Origin of the sequence: Subtercola vilae, assembly GCF_004923255.1 — a bacterium.
Classification (GTDB): Bacteria; Actinomycetota; Actinomycetes; order Actinomycetales; family Microbacteriaceae; genus Subtercola; species Subtercola vilae.
Genome location: NZ_QYRT01000002.1, coordinates 132,198 through 149,071, shown reverse-complemented (window position 1 = coordinate 149,071; position 16,874 = coordinate 132,198). Strand labels below are relative to the sequence as shown.

The 16,874-nt window shown below is 65.5% G+C and carries 19 protein-coding genes; 10 read left to right on the top strand and 9 right to left on the bottom strand.

The features are described 5' to 3' along the window. Nucleotides 1-184: 184 nt before the first annotated feature. The 5 genes from sufB to D4765_RS01675 all read left to right on the top strand — a co-directional run bounded on the left by sufB (nt 185) and on the right by D4765_RS01675 (nt 4,362). Entirely contained in the window at nt 185-1,603 is a 1,419-nt protein-coding gene (gene sufB, locus D4765_RS01695) for a Fe-S cluster assembly protein SufB (RefSeq protein WP_136640488.1), read from the top strand. Between the two features lie 128 nt (nt 1,604-1,731). Continuing rightward, the gene (gene sufD / locus D4765_RS01690) at nt 1,732-2,892 is read left to right on the top strand and encodes a Fe-S cluster assembly protein SufD (protein WP_136640531.1); all 1,161 of its coding nucleotides are present in this window, start codon (nt 1,732-1,734) and stop codon (nt 2,890-2,892) included. Next, nucleotides 2,892-3,221, top strand: a complete 330-nt coding sequence (locus D4765_RS01685; RefSeq protein WP_136640487.1) for a non-heme iron oxygenase ferredoxin subunit — start codon at nt 2,892-2,894, stop codon at nt 3,219-3,221. The genes sufD and D4765_RS01685 overlap by 1 nt, the downstream gene beginning before the upstream one ends. Continuing rightward, on the top strand, nt 3,221-4,012 hold the full coding sequence (gene sufC / locus D4765_RS01680; RefSeq protein ID WP_136640486.1) for a Fe-S cluster assembly ATPase SufC: 792 nt from the start codon (nt 3,221-3,223) through the stop codon (nt 4,010-4,012). Before D4765_RS01685 ends, sufC begins: the two co-directional genes overlap by 1 nt. Before the next feature lie 20 nt (nt 4,013-4,032). Continuing rightward, complete coding sequence (locus D4765_RS01675) at nt 4,033-4,362, top strand: metal-sulfur cluster assembly factor (protein ID WP_136640485.1); 330 nt, start codon at nt 4,033-4,035, stop codon at nt 4,360-4,362. A gap of 94 nt (nt 4,363-4,456) precedes the next feature. Here the strand turns inward: D4765_RS01675 and D4765_RS01670 are convergent, their stop codons facing one another. Then, nucleotides 4,457-5,050, bottom strand: coding sequence for a biotin transporter BioY (locus D4765_RS01670; RefSeq protein WP_136640484.1), 594 nt, complete (start codon nt 5,048-5,050; stop codon nt 4,457-4,459). A gap of 149 nt (nt 5,051-5,199) precedes the next feature. Here D4765_RS01670 and D4765_RS01665 point away from each other — a divergent pair, with 149 nt between their 5' ends. Next, nucleotides 5,200-6,798, top strand: a complete 1,599-nt coding sequence (locus D4765_RS01665) for an ABC-F family ATP-binding cassette domain-containing protein (RefSeq protein WP_136640483.1) — start codon at nt 5,200-5,202, stop codon at nt 6,796-6,798. A 76-nt stretch (nt 6,799-6,874) separates the two neighbouring features. On the opposite strand, the gene D4765_RS01660 is transcribed toward D4765_RS01665, so the two are convergent. From D4765_RS01660 to D4765_RS01645, 4 genes are all read right to left on the bottom strand, one after another. Beyond that, nucleotides 6,875-8,371 (bottom strand): hypothetical protein, encoded by a 1,497-nt coding sequence (locus D4765_RS01660; RefSeq protein WP_136640482.1) that lies wholly within the window; start codon nt 8,369-8,371, stop codon nt 6,875-6,877. After that, on the bottom strand, nt 8,368-9,000 hold the full coding sequence (locus tag D4765_RS01655; protein WP_136640481.1) for an RNA polymerase sigma factor: 633 nt from the start codon (nt 8,998-9,000) through the stop codon (nt 8,368-8,370). Before D4765_RS01655 ends, D4765_RS01660 begins: the two co-directional genes overlap by 4 nt. Before the next feature lie 101 nt (nt 9,001-9,101). Continuing rightward, complete coding sequence (locus D4765_RS01650) at nt 9,102-9,350, bottom strand: hypothetical protein (protein ID WP_136640480.1); 249 nt, start codon at nt 9,348-9,350, stop codon at nt 9,102-9,104. Nucleotides 9,351-9,405: 55 nt separating this feature from the next. Further along, a complete protein-coding gene (locus D4765_RS01645) occupies nt 9,406-9,723 on the bottom strand; it encodes a DUF3099 domain-containing protein (protein ID WP_136640479.1) in 318 nt (105 codons plus the stop codon). Nucleotides 9,724-9,836: 113 nt separating this feature from the next. Between D4765_RS01645 and fabG the strand changes: the two genes are divergently transcribed. Then, a complete protein-coding gene (gene fabG, locus D4765_RS01640) occupies nt 9,837-10,559 on the top strand; it encodes a 3-oxoacyl-ACP reductase FabG (RefSeq protein WP_136640478.1) in 723 nt (240 codons plus the stop codon). Nucleotides 10,560-10,650: 91 nt separating this feature from the next. On the opposite strand, the gene serB is transcribed toward fabG, so the two are convergent. Beyond that, on the bottom strand, nt 10,651-11,403 hold the full coding sequence (serB, locus tag D4765_RS01635) for a phosphoserine phosphatase SerB (RefSeq protein WP_136640477.1): 753 nt from the start codon (nt 11,401-11,403) through the stop codon (nt 10,651-10,653). Beyond that, nucleotides 11,400-12,644: a glucose-1-phosphate adenylyltransferase gene (locus D4765_RS01630; RefSeq protein WP_136640476.1), complete on the bottom strand. Its 1,245-nt coding sequence runs from the start codon at nt 12,642-12,644 to the stop codon at nt 11,400-11,402. The genes serB and D4765_RS01630 overlap by 4 nt, the downstream gene beginning before the upstream one ends. 75 nt (nt 12,645-12,719) lie before the next feature. On the opposite strand from D4765_RS01630, the gene glgA reads away from it, so the two are divergent. The 3 genes from glgA (at nt 12,720) to D4765_RS01615 (ending at nt 15,082) form a co-directional block, all read left to right on the top strand. Continuing rightward, a complete protein-coding gene (gene glgA, locus D4765_RS01625) occupies nt 12,720-13,901 on the top strand; it encodes a glycogen synthase (protein ID WP_136640475.1) in 1,182 nt (393 codons plus the stop codon). 59 nt (nt 13,902-13,960) lie between these two features. Beyond that, nucleotides 13,961-14,749: an ABC transporter ATP-binding protein gene (locus D4765_RS01620; protein WP_136640474.1), complete on the top strand. Its 789-nt coding sequence runs from the start codon at nt 13,961-13,963 to the stop codon at nt 14,747-14,749. Between the two features lie 81 nt (nt 14,750-14,830). Beyond that, nucleotides 14,831-15,082 carry a type B 50S ribosomal protein L31 gene (locus tag D4765_RS01615; protein WP_136640473.1) on the top strand — a complete coding sequence of 84 codons (252 nt, stop codon included), beginning with the start codon at nt 14,831-14,833 and terminating at the stop codon, nt 15,080-15,082. A gap of 92 nt (nt 15,083-15,174) precedes the next feature. Here the strand turns inward: D4765_RS01615 and D4765_RS01610 are convergent, their stop codons facing one another. Together D4765_RS01610 and D4765_RS01605 are read right to left on the bottom strand one after the other, a co-directional pair. Further along, nucleotides 15,175-15,954: a hypothetical protein gene (locus tag D4765_RS01610; RefSeq protein WP_136640472.1), complete on the bottom strand. Its 780-nt coding sequence runs from the start codon at nt 15,952-15,954 to the stop codon at nt 15,175-15,177. Nucleotides 15,955-15,961: 7 nt separating this feature from the next. Then, nucleotides 15,962-16,813 (bottom strand): exonuclease domain-containing protein, encoded by an 852-nt coding sequence (locus tag D4765_RS01605; protein WP_338054611.1) that lies wholly within the window; start codon nt 16,811-16,813, stop codon nt 15,962-15,964. Nucleotides 16,814-16,874 lie beyond the last annotated feature (61 nt).

Below are 16,874 nucleotides of genomic sequence, written 5' to 3'. Positions count from 1 at the left end.
CCTCGGGTGCCGATAGAGTTGAGAGGTCGAGAATCCGCGCCACGAGGCGTAAGGGTTTCACACGAGGCGGCGACGAAGCTGCAGTTTCTCGGTTTCATTCTAAGTACAGAGCCTGCGAGTTCTACGCTTCGTGGAATTCCCGCACAACTCGACGTGTTGACAGAGTGAGAGGAAGGGAGAAGTCATGACAGACGTACTCATCGACCGGCCAGAACTGCAGAACCTGGGGGTGTACGAGTTCGGGTGGTCCGACTCCGATGCCGCGGGCGCTATCGCGAAACGCGGCATCTCGCCCGAAGTGGTCACCGGTATCTCAACGCTGAAGAGCGAACCTGAGTGGATGCTCAAGAACCGCCTGAAGGCATTGCAGATCTTCGAGCGGAAGCCCATGCCGACGTGGGGAGCTGACCTTTCCGGCATCGACTTCGACAACATCAAGTACTTCGTACGATCGACCGAGAAGCAAGCCCAGAGCTGGGAAGACCTGCCCGACGACATCAAGAACACGTACGAGAAGCTCGGCATCCCCGAGGCGGAGCGCCAGCGCCTCGTCTCCGGTGTCGCTGCACAGTACGAGTCCGAGGTGGTCTACCACACCATTCGTGAAGACCTCGAGGCCCAGGGCGTCATCTTCATGGACACCGACACGGCACTTCGCGAACACCCCGAGTTCTTCGACGAGTACTTCGGTACGGTCATCCCGAGCGGTGACAACAAGTTCGCAGCGCTCAACACGGCCGTCTGGTCGGGTGGATCATTCGTCTACGTTCCGAAGAACGTGCACGTCGAGATTCCGCTGCAGGCCTACTTCCGTATCAACACCGAGAACATGGGCCAGTTCGAGCGCACGTTGATCATCGCCGACGAAGGCTCGTACGTTCACTACATCGAGGGCTGCACCGCCCCCATCTACAAGAGCGACTCGCTGCACTCGGCCGTGGTCGAGATCATCGTGAAGAAGAACGCCCGCGTTCGGTACACGACGATCCAGAACTGGTCGAACAACGTCTACAACCTGGTCACCAAGCGCGCTATTGCGCACGAGGGCGCGACCATGGAGTGGATCGACGGCAACATCGGCTCGAAGGTCACCATGAAGTACCCGTCGATCTACCTGGTCGGCGAACACGCCAAGGGTGAGACCCTCTCGGTCGCGTTCGCGGGCCCCGGCCAGCACCAAGACGCCGGCGCGAAGATGATCCACATGGCACCGTACACGCAGTCGTCGATCGTCTCGAAGTCGATCGCCCGTGGCGGCGGTCGTGCGGGGTACCGCGGTGAAGTGAGGGTCGCTGAGAATGCGCACCACTCGGCGAACACGGTTCGCTGCGACGCGCTGTTGGTCGACACTCAATCTCGGTCTGACACGTACCCCGCCATCGACATCCGGGTGGATGATGTACAGCTCGGCCACGAGGCAACGGTCTCCCGGGTCAGTGAGGAGCAGCTCTTCTACCTGATGAGCCGCGGCCTGCCCGAAGACGAAGCCATGGCCATGATCGTGCGCGGGTTCATCGAACCCATCGCGCGCGAGCTGCCCATGGAGTATGCCCTCGAACTGAACAAGCTCATCGAAATGGGAATGGAAGGCAGCGTCGGATGACCTGTCTCGTTCCGCCGAAAGGACCTGTCGGCTAAATGTCTGCAGTCGCACCATCCAATACGACCGCGCCCGAAAGCGGAAGCGGAACCGAGCGCATCTCGACACCCGGTGGTCACCGCGGTGAACCGATGGGGTCGAAGTCGCACACCGACGGCGCCTGGTCGGAGAGGCCCGTTCAGACCCGTTCTGAGCGCTACACCTCGCCGAACGTGGTCGACTTCGACGAGCCAACGGGCCACGAGGTCGACTGGAAGCTCACCCCGATCAAGCGCATCACCGGCCTGATCTCGGGCGAGCTCGACGGCTCGCCGTTCGAGCCCGCGCTCGAGCAGCCCGTCGACGGCTTCGAGCTGCTGTGGATCGACCGCACCGACCCTCGCGTCGGCAGCGCGGGCCTGCCCGAAGACAAGGCCAGCGCAAACGCGTGGTCGGGCTTCGAGAAGGCTCTCGCCATCGAGGTCACCGGCGAAGAACCGACGGCCCCGTTCGTGCTCACCCGCGACGGTCTCGGTGAGACGGCACGCGCCGCGCACACGGTGATCACCGCTCGGCCGAACAGTCGCGGCCTGGTCATCCTGCAGAACAGCGGCGACGCCCAGCTCACCGAGAACGTCGAGATCGTGGTGAAGGAGGGCGCCCACCTCACGGTGGTGTCTGTGCAGCAGTGGAACGATTCCGCCCTGCACGTGGCAAGCCACTTCGCCCAGGTGGGTCGCGACGCGAGCCTGCGCCACATCGTGGTGTCACTGGGCGGGGCTGTGGTGCGGGTGAATCCGAGCATCCACCTGTCTGAACAGGGCAGCTCAACGGAGGCGTACGGGCTGTACTTCGCCGACGCCGGCCAACACCTCGAGCAGCGCGTGTACATCGACCACGAAGCCGAGAACTCGCGTTCGCGCGTCAAGTACAAGGGCGCGCTGCAGGGCGAGGGCGCGCACTCGGTCTGGGTCGGCGACGTGCTGATTCGCCAGAGCGCCAACGGCACCGACAGCTACGAGGAGAACCGCAACCTCGTGTTGAGCGAAGGCACCCGCGCCGACTCGATTCCGAACCTCGAGATCGAGACCGGCAACATCATCGGAGCTGGCCACGCCAGCTCGACCGGCCGCTTCGACGATGAGCAGCTGTTCTACCTGCAGTCGCGGGGCATCAGCGAAGAAGAGGCACGCAGGCTCGTTGTTCGCGGGTTCCTGGCCGAGATCATCCAGCAGATCGGCGCAGAGAGCGTCGAAGCACGCCTCAGCGCAGCCGTCGAAGCCGAACTGACTCTCACGGTCGGTGCCGTCTGATGGCCGCTGTGAAGATCTGTTCGGTCGACGAACTGAACATGAACGAGGCGCTCCGCGTTGAAATCGACGGCGTGGCCATCGCGCTCGTCAAAGACAGCTCGGGCCAGTGCTTCGCCATCGGCGACACCTGCACGCACGGCGACATCTCGCTGGCCGAAGGTTTCGTCGAGGGCGACACGCTCGAATGCTGGGCGCACGGCTCGAAATTCTCGCTCACCACGGGCAAGCCCCTCACTCTGCCGGCCTACGAGCCGGTACCCGTCTACGAACTCACCATCGTCGACGGAGACATCTACATCGACCCCTCAACTACCAAAGAAATCTCATAATGTCAGTACTAGAAATTCGCGACCTGCACGTCAGCGTCGAGACCGAACAGGGCCCCAAGCAGATTCTGCGCGGGGTGAACCTCACCATCAACCAGGGTGAGACACACGCCATCATGGGGCCGAATGGCTCGGGCAAGTCGACGCTCGCGTATGCGATCGCCGGGCATCCCAAGTACCAGATCACGAGCGGTTCGATTCTGCTCGACGGCGTCGAGATGACAACCCTGACCGTGGATGCTCGCGCGCGGGCCGGTCTTTTTCTGGCCATGCAGTACCCGGTGGAGATTCCCGGTGTCACGGTGACCAACTTCTTGCGCACCGCGAAGACCGCAATCGACGGCGTCGCCCCGCCCATCCGCACCTGGGTGAAAGACGTTCGGAGCTCGATGGAGGCGCTCCGCATGGATCGCACGTTCGCCGAGCGCAACGTGAACGAGGGCTTCTCGGGCGGCGAGAAGAAGCGCAACGAGATTCTGCAGCTCGAACTGCTGAAGCCGAAGTTCGCCGTTCTCGACGAGACCGACTCCGGCCTCGACGTCGACGCGCTGAAGATCGTCTCAGAGGGTGTGAACCGCGCGAAGGAGAACACCGATCTGGGTGTGCTGCTCATCACTCACTACAACCGCATCCTGAAGTACATCACCCCTGACTTCGTGCACGTGTTCGTCGCGGGCAAGGTTGTCGAGTCGGGCGGGCCTGAACTGGCCGTTCAGCTCGAGAACGAGGGCTACGACGTGTATGTTGCGGCCAACGCCGAAGCGATCGCGGCCTCAGCCGCCGTCGACGCCTAGAGTCGGCGTAGAATTTTCGTATGGTCACCACACTGGAACCCGCGAAGTTCGACCAGGTCGAAGAGGCGCTCAAAGACGTCATGGATCCGGAGCTCGGCATCAACGTTGTCGACCTCGGCCTCATCTACGACCTCGGCTGGGATGAGGAGAACACCGCTCTCGTCATCTCGATGACCCTGACGAGTGCCGGATGCCCGCTCACCGACGTGCTCGAAGAGCAGACCGCCGAGGCGCTCGACGGCGTCGTTGACGCATTTCGCATCAACTGGGTGTGGATGCCGCCGTGGGGCCCCGACAAGATCACTGACGACGGCCGCGACATGATGCGGGCGCTCGGGTTCAGTATTTAGGCTTCAGCCAGCTATTCAGACAACGAGAAAGCCCCCGCTACCGGATGACCGGGCGGGGGCTTTTTCGTGCGCTGGGCGCTGGGCGCCGGGCGCGCTACTTCTTGGCGAAGCGGGTGACGAACTTCCACGCGAGAGGAATGAGCGCCGCCGCGATGACGGCCTTGACGATGCCGCCCACAATGAAGGGGTACAGCCCGCCGTTCAGCGTCTGCTGCAGGTTGAGGCCGAGAACGGCTGCGAGCCAGGCCATGCCGATGGCGAAGGTGACGATGGTGCCGCCGGCGAAGGAGATGAAGGCCCCGACGAACTTGTGGTCCCACGCGCGCTGTGCCACCCAGCCGGTGAGGGCTGCGGCGGCGATGAAGCCGATGATGTACCCGCCGGTCGGCCCGGCGATGATGTGCACGCCCGAACTGCCCTCGCTGAACCACGGCACGCCGATGATGCCGATGACCGCGTAGACCACCATCGCGAGAGCGCCGCGCAGCATGCCGAGCGAACTGCCCACGAGCAGAACCGCGAGCGTCTGACCGGTGATCGGCACGGGCCAGAGCGGAATGGCGAGCTGAGCGAGGATACCGGTGAAGGCCGCCCCTCCGAGAACCAGTGCGGCGTCGGTGACGAGCGAACGCGGAATGACCCGGTCTGCCAGGGTGGGGCGGGTGTGGGCCAGTGTCGAATTCGACATGTGTCTCCTCTGTGAGATCCCGTACGAGCGGGGTGAGTGGGGCATCCGAAAGCCGTGAAAGGAATAAGAGACAGGGCTCACGTTTTATACTAGGGTGACATCCCCCCACCCCTGTCATAGAGATGTGACGAAAGAATTGGACTACTCCTGTGCTCAGTGTGCATGACCTTGAGCTACGTGTTGGCGCCCGGGTTCTGATGGAAGACGTGAATTTTCGCATTTCTGCCGGCGACAAGGTGGGGCTGGTGGGGCGAAACGGTGCCGGTAAGACCACTCTCACGAAGACCCTCGCGGGCGAGCTGAAGCCCGACGGCGGCCGCATCGAGATGACCGGCCAGATCGGCTATCTGCCGCAAGACCCCCGCTCGGGCAACCCCGAAGACCTCGCCCGCACGCGCATTCTGGATGCCCGCGACCTCGGCCAGATCGTGCTGCAGATGCAGCAGTCGCAGCTCGACATGGCCTCGAGCGACCCGGCGGTCGTTGCCAAGGCCATGAAGAAGTACGGCAGCCTCGACGACCGTTTCAACGCGCTCGGCGGGTACTCGGCCGAGGCCGAAGCCGCCTCCATCGCGTCGAACCTCAGCCTGCCCGACCATATCCTCGACCAGCCGCTCTCAACCCTCTCGGGTGGCCAGCGGCGCCGTATCGAGCTCGCTCGCATCCTCTTCTCGGGCGCAGACACGATGCTGCTCGACGAACCGACAAACCACCTCGACGCCGACTCGGTGGTGTGGCTGCGGGAGTTTCTGAAGAACTTCCAGGGCGGCCTCATCGTGATCAGCCACGACGTGGCACTCGTCGAAGAGACCGTCAACCGCGTGTTCTACCTAGATGCGAACCGCACGGTCATCGATATCTACAACATGAACTGGAAGAACTACCTGCGCCAGCGCGCCTCCGATGAGGAGCGCCGCAAGAAAGAGCGCGTCAACGTCGAAAAGAAGGCCGGCGTGCTGCAGATGCAGGCCGCCCGCTTCGGGGCCAAGGCCTCGAAGGCCGCCGCCGCCCACCAGATGGTGCGTCGCGCCGAGAAGATGCTGTCGGGGCTCGACGAGACCCGCGTGGTGGAGCGCGTTGCCAAACTGCGTTTTCCCGACCCGGTGGCCTGTGGGCGTACGCCCCTGATGGCCTCTGATCTGTCGAAGAGCTACGGTTCGCTCGAGATCTTCACGGCGGTCGACCTCGCGATCGACCGCGGGTCGAAGGTGGTCATCCTCGGCTTCAACGGTGCCGGCAAGACCACCATGCTGCGCATTCTCGCGGGCATCGACAAGCCCGACACAGGCAAGGTCGAGCCCGGGTTCGGCCTGCGCATCGGGTACTACGCGCAGGAGCACGAGACCATCGATGTGAAGCGCAGCGTGCTGCAGAACATGGTGTCGTCGTCGCCGAACCTCACCGAGATGGAGGCGCGGCGCGTGCTCGGCTCGTTCCTGTTCACCGGTGACGACTCGCACAAGCTCGCCGGCGTGCTCTCAGGCGGCGAGAAGACGCGGCTGGCCCTCGCCATGATCGTGGTCTCTGGCGCGAACGTGCTGCTGCTCGACGAGCCCACAAACAACCTCGACCCCGCGTCTCGTGAAGAGATTCTGGATGCCCTGGCCAACTACGCCGGAGCCGTGGTCTTGGTCTCGCACGACGAGGGCGCTGTCATGGCGCTGAACCCCGAGCGGGTGCTGATTCTGCCCGACGGCGTCGAAGACCACTGGAACAAGGAGTATCAGGATCTGATCGAGCTCGCGTAGCGGTTGCCCTGCTGCCCGGCTGACGGCCCGTTCTGTGCTTTGTGCGCAGAGCGGGCCGTTGTGCGGTGGCGGGGCGTCAGTTGACCGGGGTGTGTTCTACGCCGTCAGCCGTGGTGAACGACAGCGTCGGCGGGCCGGCGGGAATGGGCGCGTCCGTTGGTGCCGGGGTCGAGGTCGGGGCGGGCGCGGGCTTCGCGGTGATCGTGGTGCCGTCTACGACCGCGCCGTTGAGGGCGGCTGTTTCGTCTTCGGGCCACCAGGCCATCCAGCTGCCGTTCGCAACCGTGGCCTGAACGTCGTGTCCGGCGGCGAGGTGCAGTGTGACCGCGGTGACGCCGGGGTCGGCGGTGCCGAGGGCCGTGGAGATGCGTGTCCCGGGAACCACTCCGTCAACGCTCTCGTCCATGACGAGGGCGGCGGTCGGAGCATCCGGCGCAGGGGATGAGCCGGTTGGCGGGTCGATCGTGGGCATGGTTCCCAATTCTCGCGACCAGGTGACGGCACCCGCGGTGAGAACGCAGTACGCACGATCACCGTCTTTGTCGAGCAACAGCGACTCGAAACCGCCGCGTGTCTCAGCCAAGACGACGCTCGCCGAGCCCGTAGGCCAGCCTGCAGCCGATGCTGCGCAGGTGTTGACGTCAGCCGGGGTTGGTGTCAGCGCTGCAGCGCCGGCTGCCCAGCCCGGGAGTGCGCCGAGGGCGGGCGGGTTGTCGGTCAAGTTCGACGTACTATCGTCAGAGCCGGTGTCTGAGGCATTCGTGGAGACATGAGTGGTGCCGTCGATGAGGGTGTACGAAATAGAAATGCCGTCGGCGTAACCGCCCGCAGTCGGCCCCCAGGCACGAGACCCTTCGCCCACGGGCCACCACGCAGACCACACACCCTTCGCCAGGGCAGCTGTGACAGCGGCTCCGGTGTCGGGGTTGGTCACCGTGAGCGAAGTCACATTAGCACCGGCGCGACCGGAGACCACGTACATCCATTCGGCGCCCTGTGTGACGCTGATGCTCGCCGAGTTCGGGTCGGTCAGCGGGTGTGCTTTCAGACCCGCGAAGTTGACCGAGTTCTCGACGGTGCCACCCGAGAGCACGCAGTAGCCGTCTGAAGCGCCCTGCTCGATGAAGAGCGAGGTGAAGTCGCCGCGCTTCTCGCTGGTGAGGGCGGTTGCCGGATGCCCGGGGCTCGAGTCGAAGCCGAGCGCCGAGGCGCATGCCTGGACATCGGCCGGGTTCGCGTCGGTGTGTTGAGGCGATGAGGTCCAGCTCGCGAGCGAACCGTGCGCTGGGAGCGCGAACGAGGCGGCCGGAGGGTTCGTGGCGCCGGGCAGCGCCGTGATCGCGATGGCGGTGACGAGGGCGAGCGCGGCAGCGGCGCTGACCGCGGTGAAGATGGTGCGGCGGGGGTGGCGTGCCCAGCGGGGGCGGTCTGCGGTGGGAATGGACGAAGCGGTTTCGACGAGCGAGGCCAGAAGGGCGTCGCGGTGGCTGCGTTCGGCCGGGGTGAGGTCGAGCGTCTCACGAGCGGGGTCGAGAGCGCGGAGAAGCTCGGTGTGGGGGGTGGGAGAGTTCACGAGAGAGGGTCCTGACGGGAGAGCTGAAGTGTGGAATTCGGTGGGCGCACCGGTGGCGTCGGTGGCGCGGGTGCGAGCAGCGGAGCCGGGTTACCTCGAGGCGGCTCGAGCAACACCGCGAGACGGCGGCGGGCGCGGGTGAGGCGCCTCGCGTAGGAGGCGCGCGAGCATCCGAGCACCGCGGCGGCCGAGCGGGTATCGAGGTCTTCCCACACGTCGAGCGCCAGAACCTCTTGGTCAGCCACGCGCAACGTGCTGAACGCGGCCCGCACGTCGAGCCGACGTTCGAGGTGATCGACCTCGTCGAGGGGCGCGGCGGCGAACGAAGCCATGCGCACAGCGAGGGCGCGCTGCCGACCTGTGCCGCGGGCGGAGTTGAGCATCACGTTTCGGGCCGTCGTGTAGAGCCACGGCAGCGGCGTCGACGGCACGGATGCCCGGCGAACCCATGCGGCCGTGAACGTCTCGCTCACAATATCGTCGACGTTAAGTGGATGCGCACGCCGGCGCACGAACCGCAGCACGGCCCGGTAGTGCTCGAGGTAGATCTGCTCGAAGCGCGCTTCGACCGACGGATTCGGCGACGAACCCGTCTGCGTGTTCGTCGGCGGATGGACTGGCGGACTCATGACCCTCATTTCGTGAGCCCACCGTGGGCTCTACAAGGGAAATGTCCGGCAGTCGCCCACGTGCAACAGCATCACGCCGATATTATGACACTAATTCAGTATTACCGGCTGCGGGCGCCCGCTTCAGAGATCGAGCCGAGCGGCCCCACGGTGAGGGGGAAGTCGCGCGCTGCCAGAAACTCCCGCAGGAAATCGACGTGCTCGTCGCACGCCACCCACACTTTCACACGGTCAGAGCCGTGAATCTTGGGGTTTCGCCACCCGATACTCCACGAGGCGGCGGTGCGGCATCCGGCGCGGGAGCATTCGTGTACCGCGGGCGCACCACCCAGCGCGTCAAGCAGGCTCATGCGGGGAAGCACACGTCAGGCGACACCACCGCGGGCTGAACCCGCAGAGGCATCCTCACTCGGGCCGACCCCCGGTTTCGCGGCCGCCCGTGTAGAGCGGCGGCTGGCCGACGGGCACCATCTGGCCACCGGGCGCCTGCATTGTTCCCGGGGTGTTCGAGCCGGTGTTGGCGATGACCACCGCGAACCACGGCAACACCACCGCGGCCACGCCGAGCACCAACAGCCACCAGCCCTGCACGAACAGCAGCCCTGCGAGGCACAGTAGACGGATGCCCATGGCAAGCGAATACCTGATCATGCGCGCGTGGCGCTCTTGGTCTCGGTTCTGCGGAAGAGAGGTAATGGAATGCTGCTGTGAATCGTGCTTCATATGTGCCACCTTGGGTGAACGGATACCCCTCAGCCTACGCTTCCCTCCGCTCTCGTATGCTGGTACGCGGCTCAGGAATCGACTGGGTTGACAGGCTTTACGAAAGGCTTCGCATGACGACCCCCACCACGACACCCCGCACGGTTCTGATCACCGGCGGCAACCGCGGCATCGGCTTCTCGCTGGCAGAGGAGTTCATCGCCCAGGGGTACCGCGTGGCCGTGACAGCGCGCTCGGGCGAGGGGCCCGCCGGCGCACTCACGGTACGGGCCGACGTCACCGACAGCGCCTCGATCGACGCCGCGTTCACCGAGGTCGAAGCCGCCCTGGGCCCGGTCGAAGTCGTGGTCGCCAACGCGGGCATGACCCGCGACATGCTGCTGCTGCGCATGAGCGAAGACGACTTCACCGATGTGATCGACACGAACCTCACGGGGGCATTCCGGGTGGTGAAGCGAGCGTCGAAGGGCATGCTCAAGGCCCGCTTTGGCCGCGTTATCTTGATTTCGAGCGTTGTCGGGCTGTACGGCTCGGCCGGCCAGGTGAACTATTCGGCGTCGAAGGCCGGGCTCGTGGGCCTCGCCCGCTCCATCACGCGCGAGCTCGGGGCCCGCGGCATCACGGCGAACGTGGTCGCGCCCGGGTTCATCGAGACCGAGATGACAGCCGAGCTCCCGGATGCTCTGCAGGCCGAATACAAGAAGAGCATCCCCGCGGGTCGCTTCGCTTCGCCTACCGAGGTCGCTCGCGTGGTGGCCTGGCTGGCCTCCGACGATGCCGGGTACATCAGCGGCGCCGTCATCCCCGTCGACGGCGGACTCGGCATGGGGCACTAGCCCACCCCGTTCGACTTTCCCCACTCTGTCGGTCGGGCTGCTCAGCACCGACCGACGGGGGAAAGTCGACGGCGCTTCAGGCCGAGCCGAGTCAGCCGCGGAGGCCGAGGAGCGGCAGCAGCTGCGCGAGGTCGCGCGAGTCGATGGCCACGTGCGCGCGGGCCCGCACGACGGGGCGCGCGTTGAACGCCACCGAGAGGCCCGCGGTCTGCATCATGAGCAGGTCGTTGGCACCGTCACCCACGGCCACGGTCTGCGCCAGGGGTATGGATGCCCCCGCCGCCCACTCCCGCAACGCAGCGGCTTTCGCTTCGGCGTCGATCACCGGGCCGATCACGTTGCCCGTGAGGCGGCCGTCGACCACCTCGAGCCGGTTCGCACTCCAGAAGTCGAGACCGAGGTCGATCGCGACCTGGTCGACGAGCTCGTGGAACCCGCCCGACACCACCCCCACCAGACCGTCGGCGGCATGCAGGCCCGCGATCAGCTCAGGTACGCCCTGCGTGACACGGATGTCACGCGCCACCTCTGTGAAGCAGTCGATCGAGAGGCCGGCGAGCGTCGAGACGCGCGAACGGAGGCTCTGCTGAAAGTCGAGCTCGCCCGACATGGCGCGTTCGGTGATGTGCGCGACGAGGTCGAGGCTGCCGGCGCACTCGGCCAGCATCTCGATGACCTCGTTCTCGATGAGGGTCGAGTCGACGTCGAGCACGACGAGGAAGCGGGGTGCGGTGGCCGGGGCGTGAGCAGCGGGGGTACCGGAGTGCACGGCCCGGGGAGCCAGGAGAGTGTTCGTCTGCTGAAGGGGGAGCCGAGCATCCGGAAGCAGCAGGTGTTCACTCATGGTTCTACGCGTACTCCTTTGCCGACCACGGTGATGCCCGTGTCGGTGACGGTGAAACCGCGTTCGCGGTCGCGAGCGTGGTCGATGCCGATCATGGCCCCGGCGGCGACAACCACGTTCTTGTCCAGAATAGCGCGGCGCACGACTGCGTCGGGTTCGATGTGCACGCGGTCGAAGAGCACCGAGTCTTGAACGAGGGCACTCGACTCGATGGTCACCCAGGGGCCGAGCACGCTGCGCTCGATGCGGGCGCCCGAGATGAGGCAGCCGAGGGAGACGATCGACTCGATGGTTGTTCCGCTGTTGCCCTTCGCGTCGCGCACGAACTTCGCTGGGGGCGAGTTCAGCTGCTGCGTGTAGATGGGCCACGCGCTGTTGTACAGGTTGAACACCGGCAGGGCCGAGATGAGGTCTTGGTGAGCGTCGTAGAACGACTCGATGGTGCCCACGTCGCGCCAGTAGTAGCGGTCGCGGTCGGTCGCCCCGGGAACCTCGTTGTGAGACAGGTCATAGACGCCGGCCTGGCCGCGCGACACGAAGTCGGGAATGATGTCGCCGCCCATGTCATGGTTCGAGTCGGGCTTCTCACCGTCGCGGATGACGGCCTCGATGAGGGCGTCGGTGTTGAAGACGTAGTTGCCCATCGAGGCCAGAACCTCGTCGGGGGAGTCGGCGAGGCCCACTGCCGTCTTCGGCTTCTCGAGGAACTCCGAGATCTGCGCCGGGTTGTCGGGGTCGGTCTGGATGATGCCGAACTGGTCGCTGAGCTCCATCGGCTGGCGGATCGCCGCGACCGTCGCTGGCAGGCCCGAAGCGATGTGCGCCTGGATCATCTGGGCGAAGTCCATGCGGTACACGTGGTCTGCACCGACCACCACCACGATGTCGGGCATCTCGTCGCGAATCAGGTTGAGACTCTGCAGGATGGCATCGGCCGAGCCGCTGAACCACCTCTTGCCGAGGCGCTGTTGCGCGGGCACCGACGCCACGTAGGAGTCGAGCAGGCCCGACAGTCGCCACGTCTGCGAGATGTGCCTGTCGAGGCTGTGCGACTTGTACTGGGTCAGCACAACGATCTTCGTCAGCCCCGAATTGATGAGGTTCGAGAGTGCGAAGTCAATGAGGCGGTAGCCACCTCCGAACGGAACACCGGGCTTCGCTCGGTCTGCAGTCAGAGGCATGAGCCTCTTGCCTTCGCCACCAGCGAGAACGATGCCGAAAATCTTCTTTGATGCAGCCATACGACGACTATAGGTGGTTCGGCGGCGCACTCGCGGCACTCGACGCGCGGCGCGTAACGCGCTACGTTCGTGGTTGTGCGCGTCGATGTGATTACCAGGGAATATCCACCAGAGATTTACGGCGGGGCGGGGGTGCATGTCGCCGAACTCGTGAAAGCTCTGCGGGTCAACATCGACGTCGTAGTGCGGGCCTTCGGCCAGCCGCGCGACGAGAAAGACGTGTTCTCGTACCGGCCTCCGGCTGAGCTGCAGGGGGCGAATGCCACCCTCAGCACGCTCGGCGTCGACCTGCAGATCGCCAACGACCTCGGCGGTGCCGACGTGGTGCACTCGCACACCTGGTACGCGAACGCGGCCGGGCAGCTCGGCTCGATGTTGCACGGTATTCCGCACGTCGTCACGGCGCACTCGCTCGAACCGCTGCGCCCGTGGAAGGCCGAACAGCTCGGCGGCGGCTACCGTCTGTCGAGCTACATCGAGAAGAGCGCCTTCGAGAGCGCCGATTCGGTTATCGCGGTCTCGAACGGCATGCGCAACGACATTCTGCGCTCGTACCCGTCGATCTCCGAAGACCGCGTGAGCGTCGTCTACAACGGCATCGACCTCGAGAAGTGGAAGCCTGTTCGCGACGATGCCGTTCTGGCGCACTGGGGCATCGACACCTCACGCCCCTCTGTGGTCTTCGTGGGCCGCATCACGCGCCAGAAGGGCCTGCCGTACCTCCTCCGTGCAGCCGCCCAGCTGGCTCCGGATGTTCAACTGGTGTTGTGCGCCGGTGCCCCCGACACCCCCGAGATCATGGCAGAGGTCACGGCGCTGGTGCACGAGCTGCAGCAGACCCGCTCGGGTGTGATCTGGATCCCGGAGCTGCTCAGCCAGCACGACCTCTCAGCTGTGCTCACCAGCGGCACGGTGTTCGTCTGCCCGTCGGTCTACGAACCGCTCGGCATCGTGAACCTCGAGGCGATGGCCTGCGGGCTGCCTGTCGTCGGAACGGCGACCGGCGGCATTCCCGAGGTCGTCGACGAGGGCGTCACAGGGCGTCTGGTGCAGATCGACCAGGCCACCGATGGCACGGGCACTCCGGTCGACCCCGAGCGATTCGTGCGTGACCTCGCGGGCACGTTGACCGATGTGCTCGCCGACCCCGACGAGGCACGCCGGATGGGTGCAGCCGGCAGGTTGAGAGCCGAGAGCACGTTCAGTTGGAAGCAGATCGCCGAAGAAACCGAGCGCATCTACCGCAGTCTGATCTAGCGTGCCGAGCGGGCGTTTTCGGGCAGAAACGGGTGCCGCCGCCCGATAGGCTTGGGGTCATGCCCACAGTTCTTGACCTCGAAGACGTGTCGGTCGTCCGTAACGGTAACCGCATCCTGAACGACATCAACTGGAAGGTCGAGGCTGACCAGCGCTGGGTGATCCTCGGGCCGAACGGCGCCGGCAAGACAACGCTGCTTCAGCTGGCCTCGGCGATGGTGCATCCGTCATCCGGTACCGCGCAGATCCTCGACTCCCGCATGGGCCGTGTCGACGTGTTCGAGCTGCGCCCTCGGGTCGGTTTCGCGTCGTCGGCGATGGCGAAACGCTTCCCGGCCGACGAGACCGTGCTGAACGTCGTGTTGACCGCCGCCTACTCGGTGACCGGCCGCTGGAACGAGCAGTACGACGAGATCGACCTGCGCCGCGCCCAGCGCGTGCTCGCCGAGTGGCGCCTCGATCACCTCGAAGAACGCCGCTTCGGCTCACTCAGTGACGGCGAGCAGAAGCGCGTGCAGATCGCCCGCTCGGTGATGACCGACCCCGAACTGCTGCTGCTCGACGAGCCGGCCGCCTCACTCGACCTCGGCGCACGCGAAGAGCTGCTGCAACTGCTCGGTGGGTATGCCAGCGCGCCGTCAGCCCCCGCCATCGTCATGGTGACGCACCACGTCGAAGAGATTCCGCGCGGCTTCACCCACGTTCTGCTCATCTCGAAGGCGTCGGTCGTTGCGGCCGGCCCGCTTCAGGATGCGCTCACTGCTGAGAACCTCGAAGCGACGTTCGGCCTGCCCATCGTTCTCTCCGAGACCGATGGCCGTTATGCCGCACGGGCCGCCTCGGTCTGATAGACTCTTTAGCTGGCCCTCGAGCCATAAATTTTCATCACCGTTCTATTCAATTCCCACCGCATCACCAAGGAAGCCCTCATGAAGACCGAAACTCACCCCGACTACCTGCCCGTCGTGTTCCGCGACCTGGCCTCGGGCGCAACCTTCCTCACTCGTTCAACCGTGACGAGCCAGAAGACCATCGAGTGGCAAGACGGTAACACCTACCCCGTCATCGACGTCGAGATCTCGTCGGAGTCGCACCCGTTCTACACGGGCAAGCAGCGCATCCTCGACTCCGCCGGCCGCGTAGAGAAGTTCAACAGCCGCTACAAGGGTTTCGGCAAATAACCCCACTTTTCTAAGGAAGGGCGGGCAGCTTCGGCTGCTCGCCCTTCCTTTTTGCATGCCCGCCGTGTCAGTTTGCGCGCCCGGCGTGCGTCTCAGTTTGCGGGGGCCGCGGTGGCGTGGGCGGTCACCGTCTGGGGCGCGTGCAGGCGGCTGTCGATGTCGTGGGCCCAGGCGGTGATGCGGGCGAGGGTGTCGGTGCCACCGGAGGCCGAGCCGACGGTGACGAAAGCGTCGTCGCTCACGATGTTCACGGTGGCGGCGTAGCTCTCGGCGTCGGTCGTCGACGGGGTGGTACCCGTTGGAATCGGTTTGCCGACCACGGAGTAGATCGACTCCCGAGCGAAAGTGGACTTCGTGTAGGCGTCGGCGAAGTTCGCCTCGGCTGCGGGTCGGCCGCCTTCGGCTGCGGTCACGGCCGCGTCCACGAAGTAGACGTTCGTGGTCTGGTCGGCGCCGGTCTGGAAGATGCACTGGTAGGCATCGAACGGGCGGCTGAACCCTCCACTGCCGAACAGCACCGGCGCGCCGCCCGAGGATGCAGCCAGTTCGGGCAGGATCGTGTCGCCCATGATCTGGTCGCAGCTCTGCCGGGTCACCCACGCCAGCGCCGACGATGTTGCCGAAGTGTCGGTTGCTGCCGAAGTGTCGGTTGCTGCCGAAGTGTCGGTTGTTGCCGAAGTGTCGGTTGCTGCAGGAGATGCCGCCGCGACCGACGATGACGACCCTCCGGCGCTGGCACTCGTATCTGAAGGCGGAGTGGCAGCGGGAAGAGTCGAACATGCGAGAGCGACCAGAACCGTGGCAGCCGCCAGCATCAGGGCCTTGGTCTTACGAACAGCCGAGCGACTCGGCACCGGCGACGACGACGTCATGACGTCGTCAGCCGAGAGGCCAGAGAGTACGGGCGGTGAAGGTGGGGTCTTTGGTGCGGCGCATGTACTCCTGAAAGCTGGTGGCCTGGTCGGCGAACCACCCTGCCTGCGAGTGGTGCAGGTCGTGCTGGGAGACGTCGAGTTCGGCCCTGTAACGCAGCGCTAGTGCCTGGGCGACACGGCCGGCGGCGATGGCGTCGGCGCCGGCGTCGTGCGCGTCGAGCAGTTCGACCTCGTAGTGCAGGGCTGCGGCCTCGAGGGTGCGCTTTCCTTTGCGGTAGCGGTCGAGTGCCTTGTCGATGACCAGCGGGTCGACAACGGGGATGGGCTCCCGCAGGGGGGTGATGCCGTAGCGGCGGGCCTCGCGGTCGAGCAGGGTGAGGTCGTAGGGCGCGTTGTAGATCACGATGGAGAGGCCCTGGTCGAGGGCGTCGGTGAGGGCATCCACGATCTCGGCGATGACGTCTGCCGCGACCCGGCCCTCGGCGACGGCACGCTCGGTGCTGACACCGTGAACGGCCGAGGCACCGGCGGGAATGGGTACCCCCGGGTTGGCGAGCCAGTCGAAGCGCGACTCACTCGTGCCCGTGTGGTCGATGATGCTGACGTTTGCGGTGACGACACGGCTGGTCTCGACGTCGATGCCGGTGGTCTCGAGGTCGAATACCGCGAGCCGATGCGCCCACACGGGCCCGGCCGGAGCGGCCGACGCCAGAGAAACGACAGGAGCGGCATCGCCGTGCAGCGGAACCGACGGCGCCTCTGGCCGATCGGTGAGCACGTGCCTGCCGTGCGGCAGCACCTCCTGCGGCTCGAGATCGAACAGTGTCACCGGGGTTTGCCGTACAGAAGTATCCACACAGCAAACTCTACGGCGAACCTCTGACGCCGGCTCGGAGCCCGCGCGCACAGGGGCCGCA